At 66.0% G+C, this 21148-nt stretch carries 24 protein-coding genes and 1 pseudogene; 16 read left to right on the top strand and 9 right to left on the bottom strand.

Going from position 1 to position 21148, the window contains the following annotated elements:
• Positions 1 to 169: 169 nt before the first annotated feature.
• The 3 genes from groES (at position 170) to CWS39_RS07565 (ending at position 2708) form a co-directional block, all read left to right on the top strand.
• Complete coding sequence (gene groES, locus CWS39_RS07575) at positions 170 to 472, top strand: co-chaperone GroES (RefSeq protein ID WP_046754122.1); 303 nt, start codon at positions 170 to 172, stop codon at positions 470 to 472.
• Between the two features lie 89 nt (positions 473 to 561).
• Positions 562 to 2178 (top strand): chaperonin GroEL, encoded by a 1617-nt coding sequence (groL, locus tag CWS39_RS07570; RefSeq protein ID WP_102142291.1) that lies wholly within the window; start codon positions 562 to 564, stop codon positions 2176 to 2178.
• Positions 2179 to 2303: 125 nt separating this feature from the next.
• The gene (locus CWS39_RS07565) at positions 2304 to 2708 is read left to right on the top strand and encodes a DUF2510 domain-containing protein (RefSeq protein WP_233213396.1); all 405 of its coding nucleotides are present in this window, start codon (positions 2304 to 2306) and stop codon (positions 2706 to 2708) included.
• A gap of 191 nt (positions 2709 to 2899) precedes the next feature.
• Here the strand turns inward: CWS39_RS07565 and CWS39_RS07560 are convergent, their stop codons facing one another.
• The 3 genes from CWS39_RS07560 to CWS39_RS07550 all read right to left on the bottom strand — a co-directional run bounded on the left by CWS39_RS07560 (position 2900) and on the right by CWS39_RS07550 (position 4140).
• Positions 2900 to 3208: a helix-turn-helix domain-containing protein gene (locus tag CWS39_RS07560; protein ID WP_102142289.1), complete on the bottom strand. Its 309-nt coding sequence runs from the start codon at positions 3206 to 3208 to the stop codon at positions 2900 to 2902.
• Positions 3205 to 3618, bottom strand: a complete 414-nt coding sequence (locus CWS39_RS07555; RefSeq protein ID WP_102142288.1) for a type II toxin-antitoxin system RelE/ParE family toxin — start codon at positions 3616 to 3618, stop codon at positions 3205 to 3207. Before CWS39_RS07555 ends, CWS39_RS07560 begins: the two co-directional genes overlap by 4 nt.
• Positions 3619 to 3849: 231 nt before the next feature.
• A complete protein-coding gene (locus CWS39_RS07550) occupies positions 3850 to 4140 on the bottom strand; it encodes a WhiB family transcriptional regulator (protein WP_102142287.1) in 291 nt (96 codons plus the stop codon).
• Between the two features lie 430 nt (positions 4141 to 4570).
• Between CWS39_RS07550 and CWS39_RS07545 the strand changes: the two genes are divergently transcribed.
• From CWS39_RS07545 to CWS39_RS07535, 3 genes are all read left to right on the top strand, one after another.
• Complete coding sequence (locus CWS39_RS07545) at positions 4571 to 5347, top strand: tetratricopeptide repeat protein (protein WP_102142286.1); 777 nt, start codon at positions 4571 to 4573, stop codon at positions 5345 to 5347.
• Between the two features lie 89 nt (positions 5348 to 5436).
• The gene (locus CWS39_RS07540) at positions 5437 to 6015 is read left to right on the top strand and encodes a sigma-70 family RNA polymerase sigma factor (protein WP_102142320.1); all 579 of its coding nucleotides are present in this window, start codon (positions 5437 to 5439) and stop codon (positions 6013 to 6015) included.
• Positions 6008 to 7198, top strand: coding sequence for an anti-sigma-D factor RsdA (locus CWS39_RS07535; RefSeq protein WP_102142285.1), 1191 nt, complete (start codon positions 6008 to 6010; stop codon positions 7196 to 7198). Before CWS39_RS07540 ends, CWS39_RS07535 begins: the two co-directional genes overlap by 8 nt.
• Here CWS39_RS07535 and CWS39_RS07530 read toward each other — a convergent pair.
• The gene (locus CWS39_RS07530; RefSeq protein WP_011768106.1) at positions 7189 to 7593 is read right to left on the bottom strand and encodes a DUF5319 domain-containing protein; all 405 of its coding nucleotides are present in this window, start codon (positions 7591 to 7593) and stop codon (positions 7189 to 7191) included. The two genes, CWS39_RS07535 and CWS39_RS07530, sit on opposite strands and share 10 nt — an antisense overlap.
• Before the next feature lie 133 nt (positions 7594 to 7726).
• Between CWS39_RS07530 and guaB the strand changes: the two genes are divergently transcribed.
• From guaB to CWS39_RS07490, 8 genes are all read left to right on the top strand, one after another.
• Entirely contained in the window at positions 7727 to 9268 is a 1542-nt protein-coding gene (gene guaB / locus CWS39_RS07525; RefSeq protein WP_102142284.1) for an IMP dehydrogenase, read from the top strand.
• A 23-nt stretch (positions 9269 to 9291) separates the two neighbouring features.
• The gene (locus tag CWS39_RS07520; RefSeq protein WP_199177998.1) at positions 9292 to 10419 is read left to right on the top strand and encodes a GuaB3 family IMP dehydrogenase-related protein; all 1128 of its coding nucleotides are present in this window, start codon (positions 9292 to 9294) and stop codon (positions 10417 to 10419) included.
• 178 nt (positions 10420 to 10597) lie between these two features.
• Positions 10598 to 12334 (top strand): GMC oxidoreductase, encoded by a 1737-nt coding sequence (locus CWS39_RS07515; protein ID WP_102142282.1) that lies wholly within the window; start codon positions 10598 to 10600, stop codon positions 12332 to 12334.
• Between the two features lie 29 nt (positions 12335 to 12363).
• Complete coding sequence (gene phoU / locus CWS39_RS07510) at positions 12364 to 13020, top strand: phosphate signaling complex protein PhoU (RefSeq protein ID WP_102142281.1); 657 nt, start codon at positions 12364 to 12366, stop codon at positions 13018 to 13020.
• A gap of 174 nt (positions 13021 to 13194) precedes the next feature.
• Complete coding sequence (locus CWS39_RS07505) at positions 13195 to 14586, top strand: cytochrome P450 (RefSeq protein WP_102142280.1); 1392 nt, start codon at positions 13195 to 13197, stop codon at positions 14584 to 14586.
• A 13-nt stretch (positions 14587 to 14599) separates the two neighbouring features.
• The gene (locus tag CWS39_RS07500; protein WP_102142279.1) at positions 14600 to 15394 is read left to right on the top strand and encodes a nuclear transport factor 2 family protein; all 795 of its coding nucleotides are present in this window, start codon (positions 14600 to 14602) and stop codon (positions 15392 to 15394) included.
• A 39-nt stretch (positions 15395 to 15433) separates the two neighbouring features.
• Positions 15434 to 15742 carry a CopG family ribbon-helix-helix protein gene (locus tag CWS39_RS07495; RefSeq protein ID WP_102142278.1) on the top strand — a complete coding sequence of 103 codons (309 nt, stop codon included), beginning with the start codon at positions 15434 to 15436 and terminating at the stop codon, positions 15740 to 15742.
• A complete protein-coding gene (locus tag CWS39_RS07490; protein ID WP_158240326.1) occupies positions 15736 to 16056 on the top strand; it encodes a type II toxin-antitoxin system PemK/MazF family toxin in 321 nt (106 codons plus the stop codon). The genes CWS39_RS07495 and CWS39_RS07490 overlap by 7 nt, the downstream gene beginning before the upstream one ends.
• Positions 16057 to 16066: 10 nt before the next feature.
• On the opposite strand, the gene CWS39_RS07485 is transcribed toward CWS39_RS07490, so the two are convergent.
• The 5 genes and pseudogenes from CWS39_RS07485 to CWS39_RS07470 form a co-directional block, all read right to left on the bottom strand.
• Positions 16067 to 16495: a hypothetical protein gene (locus tag CWS39_RS07485; RefSeq protein WP_233213404.1), complete on the bottom strand. Its 429-nt coding sequence runs from the start codon at positions 16493 to 16495 to the stop codon at positions 16067 to 16069.
• Positions 16496 to 16684: pseudogene (locus CWS39_RS29495) on the bottom strand (helix-turn-helix domain-containing protein); the annotation flags it as partial. It abuts the gene before it with no gap.
• A gap of 65 nt (positions 16685 to 16749) precedes the next feature.
• The gene (locus tag CWS39_RS07480) at positions 16750 to 16989 is read right to left on the bottom strand and encodes a ferredoxin (RefSeq protein ID WP_102142275.1); all 240 of its coding nucleotides are present in this window, start codon (positions 16987 to 16989) and stop codon (positions 16750 to 16752) included.
• Between the two features lies 1 nt (position 16990).
• Positions 16991 to 18580, bottom strand: coding sequence for a cytochrome P450 (locus CWS39_RS07475; RefSeq protein WP_102142274.1), 1590 nt, complete (start codon positions 18578 to 18580; stop codon positions 16991 to 16993).
• Complete coding sequence (locus tag CWS39_RS07470) at positions 18577 to 19410, bottom strand: hypothetical protein (protein ID WP_102142273.1); 834 nt, start codon at positions 19408 to 19410, stop codon at positions 18577 to 18579. Before CWS39_RS07470 ends, CWS39_RS07475 begins: the two co-directional genes overlap by 4 nt.
• A gap of 131 nt (positions 19411 to 19541) precedes the next feature.
• Here CWS39_RS07470 and CWS39_RS07465 point away from each other — a divergent pair, with 131 nt between their 5' ends.
• Positions 19542 to 20186, top strand: a complete 645-nt coding sequence (locus tag CWS39_RS07465) for a TetR/AcrR family transcriptional regulator (protein ID WP_233213395.1) — start codon at positions 19542 to 19544, stop codon at positions 20184 to 20186.
• 92 nt (positions 20187 to 20278) lie between these two features.
• Positions 20279 to 21118 carry an oxygenase MpaB family protein gene (locus CWS39_RS07460; protein WP_233213394.1) on the top strand — a complete coding sequence of 280 codons (840 nt, stop codon included), beginning with the start codon at positions 20279 to 20281 and terminating at the stop codon, positions 21116 to 21118.
• The last annotated feature ends 30 nt before the right edge of the window (positions 21119 to 21148 follow it).

Genomic DNA, 21148 nt, shown 5'->3' with positions numbered 1-21148 from the left:
TTGAGTGCTAGCACTCTCATGTATAGAGTGCTAGGTGGCAGGCGGCCAACCCCCGCGCCGGCACCCGCGACGACGGCGCGAGGACACGGACGCATGCCGAACACCTGGTAATTCCGGCAGTCCGGGGACCGACCCCGGACCTATACCCGAACTAGTGGAGGGCTCCATCGTGGCGAGCGTGAACATCAAGCCACTCGAGGACAAGATCCTCGTACAGGCCAACGAGGCCGAGACCACGACCGCGTCCGGTCTGGTTATTCCCGACACCGCCAAGGAGAAGCCGCAGGAAGGCACCGTCGTTGCCGTCGGCCCCGGCCGCTGGGACGAGGATGGCGAGAAGCGGATTCCGCTGGACGTGTCGGAGGGTGACACCGTCATCTACAGCAAGTACGGCGGCACCGAGATCAAGTACAACGGCGAGGAGTACCTGATCCTGTCCGCACGCGACGTGCTGGCTGTCGTCAACAAGTAAGCACCCGTGTCCGCCCCGGAGATCCCCGTAGCCACGGGTGATGTCCGGGGCGGCATGCGTTAGCGGCATCCCCTTAGAGGAAGACGAATATGAGCAAACTGATTGCGTTCGACGAAACCGCGCGCCGCGCAATGGAAGCGGGCGTCGACAAGCTCGCCGACGCGGTACGGGTGACGCTGGGCCCGCGCGGCCGGCACGTGGTGCTGCAGAAGGCGTGGGGCGGTCCGACGGTGACCAACGACGGTGTCACCATCGCGCGCGAGATCGACTTGGAAGACCCGTTCGAGAACCTGGGTGCCCAGCTGGTGAAGTCGGTGGCCACCAAGACCAACGACGTGGCCGGCGACGGCACCACCACCGCGACCGTGCTGGCGCAGGCACTGGTCCGGGCCGGGCTGCGCAATGTGGCGGCCGGGGCCAACCCGATCGCGCTGGGCTCGGGCATCAGCAAGGCCGCCGACGCCGTGTCCGAGGCGCTGCTGGCCGCGGCCACCCCTGTCAAGGACAAGACCGGCATCGCCCAGGTCGCCACGGTGTCCTCACGGGACCCGCAGATCGGTGAGCTGGTCGGTGAGGCGATGACGAAGGTGGGCCATGACGGCGTCGTCACCGTCGAGGAGTCCTCGACGCTGTCCACCGAGCTGGAGATCACCGAGGGCGTCGGCTTCGACAAGGGCTTCATCTCGGCGTACTTCATCACCGACTTCGACTCGCAGGAAGCGGTTCTCGAGGACGCGTTGGTGTTGCTGCACCGCGAGAAGATCAGCTCGCTTCCCGACCTGCTGCCGCTGCTGGAGAAGGTCGCCGAGGCCGGCAAGCCGCTGCTGATCGTCGCCGAGGACGTCGAGGGCGAGGCGCTGTCGACGTTGGTGGTCAACGCGATTCGCAAGACGCTCAAGGCCGTTGCGGTCAAGGCGCCGTACTTCGGTGACCGCCGCAAGGCGTTCCTCGACGATCTCGGCGTGGTGACCGGCGGGCAGGTGGTCAACCCCGACGTCGGTCTGCTGCTGCGTGAGGCCGGTCTCGACGTGCTGGGCACGGCACGCCGCGTGGTGGTGACCAAGGACAGCACGGTCATCGTCGACGGCGGTGGCACGCAGGAGGCCATCGAGGCGCGCGCCAAGCAGTTGCGCTCCGAGATCGAGACCACTGATTCCGATTGGGACCGCGAGAAACTCGAGGAGCGGCTGGCCAAGCTCGCCGGCGGCGTCGCGGTGATCAAGGTGGGCGCCGCGACCGAGACGGCGCTCAAGGAGCGCAAGGAAAGCGTCGAGGATGCGGTGGCGGCGGCCAAGGCCGCGGTCGAGGAGGGCATCGTCACCGGCGGCGGCGCCGCGTTGGTGCGGACCCGGTCGGCGCTGGACAAGCTGCGCGAGGAGCTGGAGGGTGACGAGCGCCTCGGCGTCGACGTGTTCGCCTCCGCGCTGACGGCGCCGCTGTACTGGATCGCCACCAATGCCGGTCAGGACGGTTCGGTGGTGGTGAACAAGGTGGCCGAACTGCCTGCGGGGCAAGGCTTTAACGCGGCCACGCTGTCATTCGGCGATCTGGCCGCCGACGGCGTCGTCGACCCGGTGAAGGTCACCCGCTCGGCGGTGCTCAACGCCGCCTCGGTGGCCCGGATGGTGCTGACGACGGAAACGGCCGTCGTGGAGAAGCCGGAGGACGAGGAAGAGCACGGCCACCATCACGGCCACGCTCACTAGGTAGTCCGCGCGTCTGCTCGGCAGCCGCTGAACCGCGAAACGCCCCCGATCTTTGTGGACTGGGGGCGTTTTCGTGCGTGCGCTTGCTAATCTCCGACGATCGCAAACAGCAAATGGAGGTCCGCGTGACCCAACCGTCGCCTGCACCTGGCTGGTATCCCGATCCATCAGACCCTGGGAAGAAGATCTACTGGAACGGCACCGCATGGGGCGGGCCGCCGCCGCCGGCCGAAGCGGACGGATCCAACATCAGCAAACGAACAGCGGTCGCAATTGGTGTGTGTGTGCTAGTCGCCATCGGGCTTGTGATGTCGATGCAGTCGGTCAGCCTGCTAACCGGCACAGGCCCGATTTGGACTGGCGTTGGTGTGGTCGCCGCCGGTACGGCTATCGCGTTCTTCATGCGCGCCACCACGTGGGTGCGAGTCGTCGCTGCCCTGTGTTTGGCGTTCGCACTCTTCAACGCCATCTACATGGAGAAGCAGCTGTCGGACAAACGCAACGAGATCAGCCAGATCTTCAACAACTGATCTCCCATTGCGCAGTCTTCTCGGGTTGATCACGGGCTGAAGGGAATATCAGTCCCACAGAGGTTTTCGGGCTCGATCCTGCGGTGACGCAGTCCATCCCGGCTGAATGCCGAACGCTCGCTGCTCAAGTGCGTTGAATCCTCAGCGATCAGCCAGGAGCTTGCGTGTTAGTCCGAGGCCTCGGGACACGGTTATAGGCTGAGGAGGACCCGTGAACCGTCCGGGCGCTTCACAGCGAGCTCCAATTCACCGCCCGTCGCCTCAACGTACTTGCGGAGAGTGTCGACACGACTTGTGCCTAGTTCGCCGTGCTCGATCTGGGAGACACGATTCTGGCCAACACCAATAGCCGCAGCAAGTGTGGTCTGCGTGAAGCCAGCGGCCTCGCGCAGTTCACGGAGGCGATACCGGGCAACTTCGCGATCCATCTCAGCCTTGATCGCGTCGATACGGGCACGGTTGCCCGGACGCCGACGGCGCATGTCATCAAGTGTGGTCATCGCTTCTTCCTCTTCCTTGTCTTCTGATTCACGTCTTTGGCGGCTTTGTCTTGTTCCTTGAGCAGACGCTCTTGGTGAGCAGTGAACAAGTCATCGGCGATGGGAATGTGCTTGGCATACCACTTGGACCAATTCCCAGCCTTATCTCCAGCGACGAGCATGATCGCCCGGGCTTCGATATCGAAGGCGAACAGCACACGGATGTGGGCTCCGGCCTTGGTGGGGCGTAGACGAAGCTCCTTCATGTTTGGGTGCTTCGACCCTTCGAGGGTGTCCACGAACGGTCGGCGGGTTACTGGGCCGTGTTCCTCCAACTGCTCCAGCGCTGCTATCAAGTTGTCGTACTCCTCGTCGCCGAGGGTGTCTATCCAGGCTTCAATGAGGGTGAGATCGACCTCCCATTTCCGCACACACCACACGATATCAGCTTGAGCTTATATCAGTTAGGAGTGATTGTCGACGGTCGACAGGCTCACACAACTGCGTCGCGCTGTGTGGCGATGATCCAGTTACTGGTATTCGGTGGCGAGCTGCCAGCGATGCGAGGGCACCGCGAGATCGACAAAATGGTCGCTGGCGGACGCGGAATCGCAGCCATTGCGTCGATCTCGACGCAAGGCGCAAGGCGCAAGGCGAAAGACCTAAGCAGTGCGGCGGATGCCCCGCTTCAACAACAGCTCGCGCTCGGACTCGCTCAACCCACCCCAGATGCCGTAGGGCTCGCCGACCGCCAGCGCATGCGAGCGGCACTGGGCGATCACCGGGCAGGCGCGGCACATCTCCTTGGCCCGCTTCTCGCGCTGCATGCGGGCGCGGCCCCGCTCGCCGTCGGGGTGAAAGAACATTGACGAATCCACACCTCGGCACAGGCCATGCATCTGCCAATCCCAGATGTCAGCGTTGGGGCCGGGTAGCTGCTGCGGCTGTGGCATTGGAAACCCCTCTCTACACACCCTTTTCGCAAACGCGGGAATGCGTGAGTTGACCGAACCGATCCGAGCACAGTCGCCGATGACTACTCGTGCACACAAACTAGGGGGGCTTACGAAATTCCGTCAATAGCCGAGGCATGTGCTCAAGGCCATAACAGCAGCTCAAGAATTTACATCACGTTCATCCTTGCGTCGCTTAGGCACTCGGAACCCTGTTCACGAGACACCCGCCGCGACAGCCGGATTCGCGTTTGACCTGCTCGTGACCGGCGAGTGCGCCGCCGACAATTTCCAGCGCTGCCAGCCGGTTGACATCGAATTAACGTACGCAGCACCAATTGTTAACCAAACCAATGCTGATTTCGCATCGCTTTATACCCGTGCCCGCCGGTATCGCACATTAACGCGTTATTGATACCGTCGCCATCCGATGCCCGTGACCGCTGTGCTGGAAGACGCCGCCTTCGGGGATGACCCGGGGCGTTGGCCGCTGCCCGCAGCGGCCACCCCGCACGACGTGTGGCTGCGCGCCGTTGCCGCCGGCGGGCAGGGACGCTACGGCAGCGCGATGGCGGACCTGGCCACGCTGCGTCGCCTCCAACCCGGACGGCTGGTGTCGCTGGCGCACAGCACGCACGCCTCGTTCCTCCGCCAGCTCGGCTGGCATCACAAGGCTCGAGGCTTCGACGGCCGCGCCCTGGCTCTCGCCAACGACGACCCGGAGGCGACGGCGGACGCTTTGATCGGCCTGGCTGCCGACGCCCTCGGCGTGGGCCGGTTCGCGGCGTCAGCCCGCCTGCTGGACCAAGCGCTGCTACCCGAGGACTCGGATCGGCTGCCGATCCGCCTCGCCTGGGTGAGCGCCGAGCTCGCGATGGCCCGCGGCGACGGCACCACCGCCGTCGGGCACGCGCACCGGGCCGTCGACCTCGCCCAGGACTTCGGCTCTGCCCGTCACGCCGTCAAATCGCAGGTGGTCCTCGCGGCCGCGCTGTGCAGCGTCGGCGAGCTCGACCGCTCACGAAAGGTTGCCGACGACGCACTGCAGGCCTGCGACCGGCTGGGAATGGTGCCGTTGCGGTGGGCGTTGGCGTGTCTACTGGTAGGCATCGGCGGCACCGTCCATTCGTCCACCCAGGTGCTCGCCATCCGCGACAAATGCGCAGATACAGTGCGTCGCAGGGGTGGCGTGTGGTCTGATCGCTGATCCGGACCGCCCCGTCCGGATCGTTATTGTTTAGCTGAGCAACCCACCGCCGCGTGTCGGCGTTCGTAACGCTGGAGATATCGCCCACGATGACAAGTTCGGGAGAACGTCTCGATGCTGTCGTTGCTGAGGCAGTAGCCGGCGACAGGGACGCCCTCCGGGAGGTGCTGGAGACCATCCGTCCGATCGTGGTTCGGTACTGCCGAGCCAGGGTCGGAGCGACGGAACGAAGCGGTCTTTCAGCAGATGACGTCGCGCAGGAGGTTTGCTTGGCCGCCATCACGGCGCTGCCGCGCTACAAGGATCAGGGACGACCGTTCCTGGCCTTTGTGTATGGCATCGCCGCGCACAAGGTAGCTGACGCCCATCGGGCGGCCGCCCGTAACCGCGCGGATCCGACCGACTCACTGCCCGAACGGTTATCGCCCGATGCAGGCCCCGAACAGATGGCGTTGGAGTCCGAATCGTCGGCGCGGATGGCCAAACTGCTGTCGGTGCTGCCCGAGAAGCAGCGCGAAATCCTGATCCTGCGCGTGGTCGTCGGCATGAGCGCCGAGGAGACCGCCGAAGCGGTCGGCAGCACCGCCGGCGCTGTGCGGGTGGCCCAGCATCGTGCACTGGCGCGGTTGAAGGCCGAGATCTTGGCGACGGAGCAGGGCCATGCCTGATTTCGGACGCTGGAGCGCAAACGGGGGCGATCCGTCGCTCAACGAGATCAATCGCACGGATCGTTTCCTCGACGCGCTCGCCACCGAGCAGCCCGTCTACTCGACGGATCCCGGCGAGGCGGAACTGGCCTACCTGCTGGCCGGATGGCGTGACGAGGTGCGCGATCCGCCGATCACCGCGGTGCTGACGCGCCACGACGCGTCGGTGGCGTTACAGCGTGCGCTCGCCTCCCGGCATCGCACGCGGATGTCGATGGCGATCGTCGGATCGGTTGCCGCTGCGCTGTTGTGCCTCGGCGGATTTGGCGCCGTGGTCTACGGCGCGGGCCCGGGCGACCCGCTCTACGGGCTGCACACCATGCTGTTCGGCGAGAAGCAAGCCACCCGCGACGATCAGGTGGTGCTCGCGGCGCAGACCGAGCTGGCCGAGGTGCAGCAGCTGATCGACCAGGGCCAGTGGGCCGCCGCCCAGGACAAGTTGCAGGCCATCACCACCACGGTCGCCACGGTTGACGACACCGAGCGCAAACAGGAGCTCGTCGAGAAGTGGCAGCAGCTGTCGGTGAAGGTGGAAACCCGCAATCCGGCTGCGACGGTGCCGCCGGACGCGCCGCCGCCGGTGCTGCCCCTGCCGCCGGTCGACAACCCGGATAGTCCGCTGCCCGCGATCGTCGACTCGGCAACGTCGACCACGCCGTCCACGACAACGTCGGAGACCACCACGACGAGCACGTCGCCCTCCCCATCCGAGGAGCCATCCGAGGAGCCCTCCGAGGAGCCAAAGCCCTCGCCCTCCGAGGAGCCCACCGAGGAGCCCTCCGAGGAGCCCTCCGAGGAACCAAAGCCCGATCCAGAGCCAGAACCGCCGACTACGACGACGACGACCGTCGTCAGCCCGGAGCCGGAGGAGCCTGCCGTCGAATTGCCGGCCCAAAAGCCCCCAACTCAAGAGCCCCCGACGCAGGAGCCGGGCGGTGGCGATTCGGGTGTCGTGGACGACCAGTCGGGCCGCGGGCAGGGTGACCAACAGGGGCCCCAGCAAGGACGCGGCGACGACTCAGGTGGTCGCGGTGGCGACGAGGATCCAGCCGAGATCCCCGTGACGACGACGCCGGTGTTCGAGCTGCCCGAGTTGGACCTGGGCGGCGATGGGGCTGATAAGGGCGGAAAGCCTCAGCGGTAGCCGTCGGAATCCGACGTCGCTTCGTTGAGCGAGGCGTCGGCGTATCCCCGGCAGTAATCCCACGTCACATAGGCGTCGGGTTCCGGGTCATAGGCGGGCTCATGCGGGCGCACGGTGCCGTCGACGAGCAGCTGCAGCAGGTTGGCGCGCAACATGTCCCAGTCGTGGTAGTGGTCCTGCTGACATTCGTCGCAGCACACCACCAGGCCACGAATACCTTTGTGTGCCAACAGGGCCTCGTAGACCGCAAGGTCGGCGAGGTCGGCCTCGACCGCGGTGCGCTCCTGCGGATCCAGCGGCTGGCCCGGTTCGAGGGCGTCAAGCGCCGCCGACGGGTCGCATGGGTCGTCGGCGAACGGATCGGGTGGCAAACCAGGTGGTAGGTGGTCTCGCACGTGTCCCACATTACGCAGCGGCACTGGTATCGCGCCAGCCGATCGCCGCCGCCCGCGTGCCACCGAAGCGGCGAGGTGAATGCCGATAAGATGGTTATCTAGCTCAGCCTGTGCCTGTCTGGAGGCCCCACCCATGTCGATCGCTGAAAGCAGCGTTCCCATCGCCGTACCGGTGCCGACCGGCGGCGACGATCCGACGAAGATCGCGATGCTCGGGCTGACCTTCGACGACGTCTTGCTGCTGCCCGCCGCCTCCGATGTGGTGCCCGCCACCGCCGACACCTCCAGCCAGCTCACCCGCAAGATCCGCCTGAAGGTGCCGTTGGTCAGCTCGGCAATGGACACCGTCACCGAGTCCCGGATGGCCATCGCGATGGCGCGCGCCGGCGGTATGGGGGTGCTGCACCGCAACCTTCCGGTGGCCGAGCAGGCCGGCCAGGTCGAGACGGTCAAACGCTCCGAGGCCGGCATGGTCACCGACCCGGTCACCTGCTCGCCGGACAACACGCTGGCCGAGGTCGACGCCATGTGCGCGCGGTTCCGCATCTCGGGGCTGCCCGTCGTCGACGACACCGGCTCGCTCGTGGGCATCATCACCAACCGCGACATGCGCTTCGAAGTCGATATGAACAAGCCCGTGTCGGAGGTGATGACCAAGGCGCCGCTGATCACCGCCCGCGAAGGCGTGACCGCCGACGCCGCGCTTGGCCTGTTGCGGCGCAACAAGATTGAGAAGCTGCCCATCGTCGACGGGCACGGCAAGCTGACCGGGCTGATCACCGTCAAGGACTTCGTCAAGACCGAGCAGTTCCCGCTGGCCACCAAGGACAGCGACGGCCGGCTGCTGGTGGGCGCCGCGGTCGGTGTCGGCGACGACGCCTGGACCCGGGCGACGACGCTGGTCGACGCCGGCGTCGACGTGCTGGTGGTCGACACCGCGCACGCCCACAACCGCGGCGTGCTCGACATGGTGCACCGGCTCAAGACGATGGTGGGCGACCGCGTCGAGGTCGTCGGCGGCAACGTCGCCACCCGCGCCGCGGCGGCCGCGCTCGTCGAGGCCGGCGCCGACGCCGTGAAGGTGGGTGTGGGCCCCGGCTCGATCTGCACCACGCGCGTCGTCGCGGGCGTCGGCGCCCCGCAGATCACCGCGATTCTCGAGGCCGTCGCGGCCTGCAAGCCCTACGGTGTGCCGGTGATCGCCGACGGCGGTCTGCAGTACTCCGGCGACATCGCCAAGGCGCTGGCCGCCGGCGCGTCGACGGCGATGCTGGGCTCGCTGCTGGCCGGCACCGCCGAGGCCCCGGGCGAGCTGATCTTCGTCAACGGCAAGCAGTTCAAGAGCTATCGCGGCATGGGTTCGCTGGGCGCGATGCAGGGTCGCGGCGGCGGCAAGTCCTACTCCAAAGACCGCTACTTCCAAGACGATGCTTTGAGCGAGGACAAGCTGGTGCCGGAGGGCATCGAGGGCCGCGTCCCGTTCCGGGGTCCGCTGTCGACGGTGATCCATCAGCTCACCGGCGGCCTGCGCGCCGCGATGGGTTACACCGGTTCGGCCACCATCGAGCAGCTGCAGCAGGCGCAGTTCGTGCAGATCACGGCGGCCGGTCTGAAGGAGAGCCATCCGCACGACATCACGATGACCGTCGAGGCGCCGAACTACTACGCCCGCTGAGGGGGAGAGCGGTCATGCGTGACATGGTCGAAATTGGCATGGGCCGAACCGCCCGTCGCACTTACGAACTCGCTGACATCAATATCGTGCCGTCGCGGCGCACCCGGTCGTCGCAGGACGTGTCGACGGCCTGGCAGATCGACGCGTATCGCTTCGAGATTCCGGTGGTGTCGCACCCCACCGATGCCCTGGTCTCACCGGAGTTCGCCATCGAGCTGGGCCGCCAGGGCGGGCTGGGTGTGCTCAACGGCGAGGGGCTGATCGGCCGCCACGCCGACGTCGAGGAGAAGATCCACCAGATCATCGAGGCTGCCGAGAAGGAGCCCGAACCGTCTGCGGCGATCCGCCTGCTGCAGCAATTGCATTCGGCGCCACTGGATCCCGACCTGCTGGGCGCCGCGGTGGCGCGGATCCGGGAAGCCGGGGTGACGACGGCCGTGCGGGTCAGCCCGCAGAACGCGCGGACACTGACGCCGTCGCTGATCGCCGCCGGCATCGACCTGCTCGTCATCCAGGGCACCATCGTCTCCGCGGAGCGGGTCGCCAATGATGGTGAGCCGCTGAACCTCAAGACGTTCATCGCCGAACTGGACGTGCCGGTGGTGGCCGGCGGCGTGCTGGACCATCGCACCGCCCTGCACCTGATGCGCACCGGCGCGGCGGGCGTGATCGTGGGCTACGGGTCGACGGCCGGGGTGACGACGTCCGATGAGGTGCTGGGCATCAGCGTGCCGATGGCCACCGCGATCGCCGATGCCGCCGCGGCCCGTCGCGAATACCTCGACGAGACCGGCGGGCGATACGTACATGTGCTCGCCGACGGCGACATCCACACCTCCGGTGAGCTGGCCAAGGCCATCGCCTGCGGCGCTGACGCGGTGGTGCTGGGCACCCCGCTGGCGATCGCGGCCGAGGCGCTGGGCGACGGCTGGTTCTGGCCCGCCGCGGCCGCGCACCCGTCGCTGCCGCGCGGCGCGCTTTTGCAGGTGGCGATCGGCGAGCGCCCGCCGCTGCAGCAAGTTCTCAACGGCCCGTCGGACGATCCGTTCGGTTCGCTGAACCTGGTCGGCGGGCTGCGCCGGTCGATGGCCAAGGCCGGCTACTGCGATCTCAAGGAGTTCCAGAAGGTCGGCCTCACCGTCGGGAGCTAGGTAGGCGGCCCGCCGCCCGGCCGCTCGGGTCCTGACTCGGGCCGCGAGTGTGCGCTTTCATACGCACTGCGCGGCGTGTCGCGTATGAAACCGCACGCTCGGCGGGCGGTCGGGAGCCGCCGCGAAGTTAGGCGAACCTCTCTAGCAAGTTACCGGCGGGTAAGCCCATACTTAGCCGATGAAGCCTGACTACGACGTCCTCATCATCGGTTCGGGGTTCGGCGGCAGTGTCAGCGCGCTGCGGCTCACCGAGAAGGGCTACCGCGTCGGCGTGCTCGAGGCCGGGCGCAGGTTTGCCGACGAGGAATTCGCGAAGACCTCGTGGAATCTGCGCAAATTCCTGTGGGCCCCGAAGCTGGGCTGCTACGGCATCCAGCGGATCCACTTGCTGCGCAACGTCATGATCCTGGCCGGCGCGGGCGTCGGCGGCGGCTCGCTGAACTACGCCAACACGCTGTACGTGCCGCCGGAGCCGTTCTTCGCCGACAAGCAGTGGGCGCACATCACCGACTGGCGCTCCGAGCTGATGCCGCATTACGACCAGGCGCAGCGGATGCTCGGCGTGGTCAAGAATCCGACGTTCACCGACGCCGACCGCATCGTCAAAGAAGTCGCCGACGACATGGGCGTCGGCGACACGTTCGTGCCCACCCCCGTCGGGGTGTTCTTCGGTCCGGACGGCAAGAAGACGCCGGGCAAGACGGTGCCCGACCCGTATTTCGGCGGCGCCGGCCCCGCCCGCACCGGCTGCATCGAATGCGGCTCGTGTATGACGGGCTGCCGCTACGGGGCCAAGAACACGTTGGTGAAGAACTACCTCGGGCTCGCGGAATCCGCTGGCGCAGAAGTACATCCGATGACGACGGTGACGGGCTTCGAGCAGCGTGCCGACGGGCTGTGGGAGGTGCGCACCGCACGCACCGGCCTCGGGTTACGTCGCAAGCACCGCACCTTCACCGCCGAGCACCTGATCCTGGCGGCCGGCACCTGGGGCACCCAGAAGCTGCTGTTCAAGATGCGCGATAAAGGCAAGCTGCCCAAGCTATCTGACAAGCTCGGCGTGCTGACGCGGACCAATTCGGAGTCGATCGTCGGCGCGGCCACCATCAAGGTGCGCGACGACCTGGACCTGACGCACGGGGTGGCGATCACATCGTCGATCCATCCCACCTCCGACACGCACGTCGAACCGGTGCGCTACGGCAAGGGCTCCAACGCCATGGGTCTGCTGCAGACACTGATGACCGACGGGGCCGGTCCGCAAGGCACCGACGTGCCGCGGTGGAAGCAGTTCCTCCAGCAGGGCGCCAAAGATCCGCGCGCGCTGCTGCGGCTGCTCAATCCCTCGCATTGGAGCGAGCGAACGGTGATCGCGTTGGTGATGCAGCATCTGGACAATTCGATCACCACGTTCACCGAACGCACCAAGCTCGGTGTCCGCCGGATGACCAGTAAGCAGGGGCATGGCGAGCCCAACCCGACGTGGATCCCGGTCGGCAACGAGGTCACCCGTCGCATCGCCGAGAAGATCGATGGCGTCGCAGGCGGCACCTGGGGTGAACTGTTCAACATCCCGCTGACCGCGCACTTCCTCGGCGGCGCGGCGATCGGCGACAGCCCCGAACACGGCGTGATCGACCCGTATCAGCGGGTGTACGGCTATCCGACGCTGTACGTGATGGACGGCGCGGCGATCTCGGCGAACCTCGGGGTGAACCCGTCGCTGTCGATCACCGCGCAGGCTGAACGCGCAGCGTCGTTGTGGCCCAACAAGAGTCAGGAGGATCGCAGGCCGCCTCAGGGTCAGCCGTACAAGCGGTTGGATCCGATTGCGCCGCAGAATCCGGTGGTGCCCGCCGACGCGCCGGGTGCCCTGCGGTGGCTGCCGATCGAACCGGTCAGCTCGGCCGGTTAGACGTCCTCGGGTACGGGTATCCACAGCTAATGCGGAACGCCTACCACGAACAGCTGTCCGCATTGGGCGAGCAGTTGGGCGAGATGTGCGGCCTGGCGGCGGATGCCATGGAGCACGCGACCGACGCCCTGCTGCAGGCGGATCTGGCGATGGCCGAGCAGGTGTTCGCGGACTACGACCGTATCGCCGCGCTGAGTAAGCGCGCCGAGCATGGTGCCCTCAAATTGCTTGCGCTGCAACAGCCGGTGGCCCGCGACTTGAGGGAGATTGTCGGCTCGATCCACATCGCCGCCGACATCGACCGCATGGGCGGACTGGCCCTGCACGTCGCCAAGATCGCGCGTCGACGACACCCCGCGAACGCGGTGCCCGACGAAGTTCGTGCCTGCTTCGCCGAGATGGGGAGCAAGGCGGTCCAATTGGCCAGAACCGCACAGGACGTGCTGCTGTCGCGCGACCCGGTCAGGGCCGCACATCTGCGCGACGAGGACGACGCCGTCGACACTCAGCACCAGCACTTGTTCACCGTGATGATGGACCGCAACTGGACAAGCGGGGTGTGTGCCGCCGTGGATGTCGCACTGCTGGGCCGGTTCTACGAACGCTTCGCCGACCACGCCGTCGAGATCGGCCGACGCGTGGTGTTCGAGGCGACCGGCGGATTACCGCGTCAAAGCGCGGGCTAGCCCGACGGCGGACGGCCGCCAGATTCTCACCGCCAATACGGCTTTCGCCGATTCCAGCCCATGGCCTGCTGCTGCCCAAATCGCAGCGGGCTATTGACTGTGTATCACTGAGACGTTTATGGTTCTGTGTAACACCGATGGCGCGCGCTCGTGCCGCCAAGTGAAGGGACTCACGTGACCTCTGCCACCGCATCGGACGCGCACCAACACGAGGAACCGACGCGGGCGCGTGAACTGCCGCGGCCGCCGGGCCCGTCGTTACCCGGTTTGGCGGCCCTCGCGGCGCGGTACGCACGCAACTACTACGCGCTGCTGCCGGAGCTTGCCCGCCGCTACGGCGACGTGGTGGACGTGCCGGTTCCCCTTCCGGGTTGGACCGTCACGCTCGTCAGTCACCCCGACCACGTCGACCACATCATGACCCGGTACCACCAGCGCTACGTCAAACATGAGGCGACGCGTGAGCTGGTCACCGGGGAACCGCCGGCGTTGCCGCTACTGGAAGGCGAGGAGTGGAAGCGCACGCGCCGGCCGCTCAACCCGCACTTCGGAGAGAAGGCGCTCGCGAAGGTCACCCCGCAGATGGCCGAAGCGGTGACCGAGCGTGTCGAGAGTTGGGCCACTCGCGAGGGGGAGTGGCTCGACCTCGAACACGAGCTCGGCGCGGTGGTGATGGATGGCCTGATGCGCTCCATGTTCAGCGAAGTATTGCCCGACGAGAAAATCCACCGCTACGTCGAATATGCAAGAGACTACGGGTTTTACGTCATCGGCCGTGCCGTGATGTACCAGCTGCCCGGGTGGATTCCGCGGCCGTATCAGCGCCGCGGGATTCCCGCCAAGAACACATTGATGGCCGATCTCGACGCGCAGATCGCCCGCCGCCGTGCCGACGGGCCGCGCGATCCGATGGACATCATGGATGTCCTACTGACGATGGAGCCGGATTTCCCGGGCACCCGCGAAGATCGGTATCGCCGCATGCGTTCGGAGCTTTCCGGTTTGGTGTTCGCCGGGTTCGAGACCACCGCCGAGGCGCTGGCGTGGACGCTGGCGCTGCTGACGCGCAACCCGCACGCGCTGGCACGCGCCTACGAAGAGGTCGACGCGCTCGGCGGAGCCCCGCTGGAGTACGCCCATCTCGAGCGGCTCACGTACGTCCGCGCGTGCTTCGACGAAGGGCAGCGGTTCCAGGCGGCGCCGGGCAATATTCGCACCGCGACCGAAGACGACGAGATCGGCGGCTACTTCATCCCGCAGGGTTCACACGTGATGATCTCGCCGTACGGGTTGCACCGCGACCCCCGCTTCTGGACCGAGCCAGAGCGTTTCGAGCCGCAACGATTCCTCACCGACACGATAAACCGAAATGCGTTCGTGCCGTTCAATGTTGGCCCGCGAAAGTGTATGGGCATGCGGATGGCCTACATCGAGGGGACGCTGACGCTGGCGGCGATCCTGCAGCGGTACAGCATCCAGGTTCGCGATGGCTGGCAGCCCAAACACCAAATCCGCGTCTCCACCGGGCTGGCGGGCGGCCTGCCCGCCAAGCTCTTCCGTCGCTGACGAAGGGAACCGCATGAAAACGCTCTACCATCTCGGCCCGTCCCCCGAACACGCCCAGTATCAGGCGATCATGCCGGAGTTCTGGAAACGGACGAAGAAGCAGGAAGAGGAGGCGGTCAAACGGGGACTGCCGGCGAAAGGGTTGTACGACTTCGGAAGGCGCTGGTTCGAGGCGTGGAATACCCAGAGCGTCGACCGCTTGCGCGACTGCATGACACCGGACTGCGGGTTCATCGACTCGTCAACGTTTCAAAACCAGCGCACCGGCCGCGAAGAAACCCTGGCCAACTGTGCGGCCTGCTTCGAAGCGTTTCCCGACATGGGGTTCTACCCGCAGGACGGCACTGTCCGGTCGCTGCCGTACGCCGACTACTTCGACGGCCAGTGGCGGGTGGTCATTCCGTGGCGCGGTGTCGCACGCTGGACCGGCCCGGTGCGTGTGCCGGCCACCGATATCGTGGTCCCGCCCACCGGCAAGTGCATCAATTTCATTGGCGTGGACCGCTATATGGTCACCGACGACTGGAAGATCAGTCACATCGACACCGACTGGGACATCTTGTACATCGCCATCCAGATGTCGCCGGTCGGCGTTCCGGCACCGTCGCTGCCCGTCATGCGGGCGATGACGCTGGCCGCGCGCGTAGCGATGCCGGCGCTGCGGTTGCTCGGCCGTAGCGGCACCCCAGACGGCCACCGCCGATTCAGCTTGCCCTTCCCGAGCATCACGTCGTCGAGCCAGTGGGACGGTGGCGCGGACGCGGTCGCGGAAGCACTTTCGGAGTTCCGGAGCAAGTCCTCGGCGTGAGCGCTCTCGCGGCATTAGCAATAGGGCTATCATATGCCTATGAGTGCGCGGACTCAGACGATGGTGCAGCTGAACGAAGACCTCATAGCACAACTCGACAAGCGTGCGGCTCGGACAGGTGTGTCGCGGTCGCAGTTGATTCGTGAGGCGATCGAGGCGTTCCTCGCGGCGGATCGAACGGCGGAGATCGACCGGCAGATCGTCGAAGGCTACTCGCGGATGCCGCAGGGCGGCGAGTTCGACGATGATGAGTGGGGAGATGTCGGCGAGTTGCTGACCGTGCTGACCGCCGATCAGCAGCGACAGCTGAACCGGGAAGAACGCGCGGCGGGCTTCGAGCCGTGGTGACCCGCGGCGGCGTCTATTACCTCGAACATCCGGAATGGGGCCGCCGACCGGTCCTCGTGCTGACCCGCGACGCCGCGATTCCGGTGCTCAAACGGGTGACGATCGCGTCCATCTCCCGGACCGTGCGCGGCATCCCAACCGAAGTGGTCCTCGATGAGGATGACGGAATGCCGGTGCGCTGCGCGGTAAGCCTGGACAATCTCGGCGACGCATGGAAGGCCACCCTCGCCGAACATGTGACGACACTTGGCCCGAACCGTATGCGGGAGGTCTGCGACGCGTTAGCGCTCGCTGTGGGGTGCGACGCGACTTGATCCCAGCGCGTCACGGCGGGCCCGATTGGGCGGAAGCCTCGATAAGCGGAACGAAATAGGTTCTCGCGAACCAGCGCGCTCGTTCGTCGGTGTCCACTGGCAGGACGTCGCTCGGTGCAAGCAGCAGCGAAACCGTTATGCGGACCAGCAATTCGGCCGCGCGCACCGCAGCGTCGAACGGGAAGTTCGGGCCCGCGAGGACGGAGGCGATGACCATCCGTACCGTTTCCATCGATCCCGAAAACTCCGGAGAGGCAAGGGATCCCAGCGTCTCGGGCTCGAACTTCTGAATCGCCGCCACTAACGGATGGGTTCGACATGCCGAGATCCCGAGGACAAACGCTTCCACGGCGCGATCGCCCGGGGTCGGTTTCGCGAGTACGTGCACCGAAATGCTGGTGAAGAATTCGACCACCTCGGTGAGCACCACCGCGCGCACGATCTGATCCTTATCCCCGAGGCGCCGATACACGGTAGGGCGGGACACCTTGGCGCGGCGTGCGATATCGCCGACCGATGTCCGGCGAAACCCGTGGGTTACGAACTCTTCGCGCGCGGCGTGCAATAGCCGCTGTTGCTCGGGATCCGTGCCGAGCGTGGCGCCAGACGCGAGCTGACTGACATCCACGGACGGGCCCCTTCTTGCAGTGACAATGAACAAATCGCGCTCATTGTAACGCTGCCCGCGCGCCGTCAGCGCCGCGCGACCGTGATGGCGCCTGAGGGACAGATGGCGGCGCAGTGCCGCGCGTCCTCGACGTCCTGATCAGCTAATTCGACCGGTCCGCGCGCGGTGTCACCGGTACATATTTCGGCAACTCCGTCCGCAGCGATCCGAAACAGGCGCGGAGATGCGTTGGCGCAGTAGCCCGAGCCCATGCACGTGTCCTGATCCAGGATGAGGACCATCTTGGGTGCCGAGGAATCGGCCATCTCACACACGCGCCAAGGTAATCGGCAATCCGCCCTTGAGCGTCACCGAGAAGTTGAAGTGGTGCTCCGGCGTCCACCCGGGTAGCAGGCTCAGCCGATAGCGCTGGAAGATGAGCGCCAACAGGAATTGGGCATTCATGTAGGCCATACCGGTGCCGATGCAGTGATGCGGTCCGGACCCAAATGGCATGAATGCCAACCGCGGACGTGCTCGCACCGCCGATTCGTCAGTGAATCTAGTCGGGTCGTACATCTCGGGATCCGGCCACCACCGCGGGTCGCGGTGAATCGAATACAGCGACGGCCCGACGATGCTGTACCGCGGTATCAGATAACCACCGATCACGTCGTCATCCATCGCGAACCGCGGATTGAGTGGATGCCCCTGCAGCCGTTGGCCCTCATCGAAACACGCCCGCGCAAAGGCAAGGCGGGGCTGGTCGTCGGGGGTTGGCATCGCACCGTCGAGCGCATCGACCTCGGCATAGAGTTTTTCGAGATGCTGTGGGTGGGCAAGCAACAGCGCCAGGGTCCACGAGAGTGACGCGACGACGGTCTCGTAACCGCCCGCCATGAGGATCATCAGCTCCATGCTGAGGTCGCGTTCGGACAGCGGCGAACCGTCGTCGTAGCGCGCATCGAGTAAGAGGCTCAGCAGATCTGGCGTGTCGAGAGGATGGGTACGTCGGTCCCGAATCAGCCGCCGGGTCAGCATCCAAAGCCGTCGCATCGACTTGATCGCGGTGGTCCGTCCGGGCCACGGAAGGAGTTTGGGGCGCGGGCTCATCAGCGTCGGCGCGGCCATCAGCGACATGAAGGTGCGCAGATCGACATCGGTGTTGCGGATTTCCTGCTCGGTGATCGACGAGGAGAACATCGCCCGCAGAAACGCCGGCAGTGTCACCTGAGCGATCTCGTGCTGCAGATCGACGACCTGGCCGGTCCCGGCCCACGCCGACCACCTGTCGATCCGGGTGACGAACTCGTCGGCGATGACATCGGCCACGCGAGCGAGATGTCGCCGTCCGAACATCGGCATCAGCATTCTGCGGCGTTGCCGGAACTTCCCGCCCTCGAGCATCGGGATGGCCGCCCCGACGAGTGAGGGCACGATGCCGAACGGGCCGATCATGCTGTACCGCCCGGTCGCGTCGTCCATGACGTGGCTTGCGTAATCCGGATGGTTGACGACGACGAGGTTCCCGGCCGGCACCGGGACCCGGTAGATATCGCCGTACTCCGCGGTACAGCGCCGGAAGAACTCGAAAGGTTCCCGGCGCATGGCGCGGGTGCAGCCGACGAGCGGTAATCCCCGCGGCCCAGGCGGCGAAAGCGTCGGCGCCCCAAGCCCTCTCATGGATGCCGACAGCAAGGGTAGGGGGCTGCGGGTCAACCACAGTGGGTCGGTCTTCAACGACGCCCAACGTCCCTGGGCACTGCTGGCCTCACGGACTTGGCGTACGGTCGGATTCGGCGGCAATGGCCCCGGCTGACCGGCCGAGTCGCGGTTCGGTTCGACGGCGCTCGACGTTGCGCTCACCGGACATCCGTTCGTCGTCGGGGTGGCACTGGCCAGTTGCGGTGCGTTCATGCCAGTGCGGGCTGCCGGTCCACCGCCTGACGGCCGATCACCCGGGCGTCGGCCTCGTCGCGATAGCGCTGCACTGTCGGTGAGTGCGCAACCAGCACCACGGCCAGCAGGTTCAATGCCGTCGACACGATGGCCAGCGCCCACGACGGCAGCGGGGGAAGTCCCATGTGGATGGCGAAGTAGCTGGGCAGCGTGCAGACGATCGTGTAGGCGAGGTATGCCGCGGGGGCAACGAACGGGATGATGGCCCAACGCCATCCGCGCATGTGCGGCTGGAGTAGGAGCAGCACCCAGGCGATGATGACCAGGAATCCGCCGTTTTGCACCAGGCTGGGCAGCGGTACGCCGAACACCAACGCGTTGTTGCTGTAGTAGAGCATCAGGCCAAAGTGCACGTTGACCATCTCACCGATGCATTCGACGATCCCGAAGACCAACGCGAACGCAATGAGCGTCCACGCCGGCAAGCCCTTCTTGATCATGTAGTAGACGATCAGCGCGGTGGGCGCGGTGCCCACCCACACCAGTGGGACGAAGATCGGCAGCGGCCGGTCGGCGATCGTGACATAGGGCAGAGCATTGGTCATGTAGGTGGTGGCACCGATGACGTCGAGCCACGGTTCCACGAAGTACGGCAGCACCGTGACCCCGCCCAGCATGATCAGCCAGTACATGAGTGCGTCTTCGTGGCGGCGGACGGTCAGCATGATCACGTAGACCAGCGATAAGACAAGGCACGCGACGAGCACTGCCACCACTGTCCACGCCCACCACGGCTCTCCCGTGGTCACGGGCGGCACGCCCCATTCGGCTCCCGACGGCTGTGTCACATCGTCTCCCTCGGTCGGTTTGCTGCCATCTCTGTGCGGAACGCTAATGCCGGGTGCGGAACAAGTCAATCAGTTTGTGACAATCCATTCCGTTTTGCGAGTGATTGTCGGAAGTGGGCTATTCTCGCCGCATGGTCGACCAGGCAGCGACGCGGATGGCCGAGCGTCAACGGCTCAAGAGAAGCGAGTTGGTTCGCGAAGAAGTCATCGAGGCGGCACTTGCCGAGTTCGCCGACCGCGGCTACCACCAGACGTCGATCGCCCACATCGCGAAGCGACTGGGGGCGGGCCATTCGATGTTCTATCGCTACTTCGAGAACAAGCGCGACATCCTCGAACACGTCGTTCGCCACGCCATCGACCGCATCATGTCGACGATCGGCCAGACCTTGTCGGGACCGCCCACATCACTGGCCGAGTTCCGCGACTTCTCGAACAATTTGGGGTTGGCCTGTATCGACCTGCTCACCGAGGATCCGCGGCTCGCTCGCCTCATGCTGCTGCAGAGCTGTGGCGTCGACCGTGAGATGACGGAGAAGTTCTGCCGCGGTTTCGATGAGGGTGCCGCGGTGTTGAGCGGACTTTTGCGCGCGGGCATCGCGGCGGGGTACGTCCGAGGCGACATCGATGTCGAAGCGACCGCGGATTCCGTCGTCGCGATTCCGTTCGGCGTGATGCTGCGCCATGGCCATCAGCCCGATCGTGAGGTGTTGGCGGCGCGGGTGCGCGCGACCGTCGACATGGTGTGCCGCGGTATTGCCGCGGAGGCGGCATGATGGTTGCTGGGCCGCAGCAGCCCGAAACGCAAACCAGTTGCCATCAGCGACGGCGGGCGCACGAGTTGACTGAGATCGGCAGAGTCGACGCCGTGACGCTGAACGCTGACTCGTTGCTGTGGCGGTGGGCGGGCGATCTGCGCATCGCCTTCGAAGGCGGCACGGCGGGCTTGTTGCAGACGATGCATCCGGCCATTGGGTATGCGTTGATCGAGCATTCCAACTTCTTCGAGGACCCCGTCGATCGGGTATTCCGTTCCCTGCCCGGGATTCTCGGCACGGTCTACGACGGTCCCGATGCCGCCACAACCGGCACACAAGTACGCGACTACCACCGAGACATCAAGGGGCACATGCCCGATGGCACTCGTTACCACGCACTCAACCCCGAGACGTACTGGTGGGCGCACGCCACGTTTCAACGGATGGTCGACCGCGTCGCCCGCTATTGGGACAGCTACCGGCTCACCGATGCGCAGTGGGAGCAGCTCTATGACGAGGGATGCGAGTGGTATCGCCGCTACGGGGTCAGCGATTCCGTCGTGCCCGCTGACCGAAGGGCATTCGACGCGGAGTTCGACCGCTACTGCCGCGACGTTCTCGAGCCCAACCCGGCGTCCGACTATCTGATCGACGTCATCAATCGCGTCGCGATACCCGACATGAGCACATCCCCGCACCTGCCCGCGCATCCGCGGTTGCGACCGCTCGCCGATCGGCTGTTGCCCACCTGGCCGGTGCGCGCCGCGCTGGCTGTGCCGATGCGGCTGGTCATATTCGGTGGCCTACCGGCCGGCGTGCGGGACCGATTCGGCATCGCATGGTCGGCCGCCGACGAGACGGCCTATCGCAGCGTGCGGTCGGCGATTCGCGTCGCATGGCACTTGGTGCCCGCGTCGTTGAAGTGGCATGACGCGGCACGACGCGGATAGCTGCGCGAACGCCACACGGTGCCAAGGACA

The sequence above is a fragment of the Mycobacterium hubeiense genome (assembly GCF_002838065.1).
In the GTDB taxonomy this organism is placed as follows: Bacteria; Actinomycetota; Actinomycetes; order Mycobacteriales; family Mycobacteriaceae; genus Mycobacterium; species Mycobacterium hubeiense.
The sequence above is the reverse complement of the archived record's forward strand: the minus strand, read 5'-3'. Positions and strand labels throughout refer to the sequence as shown.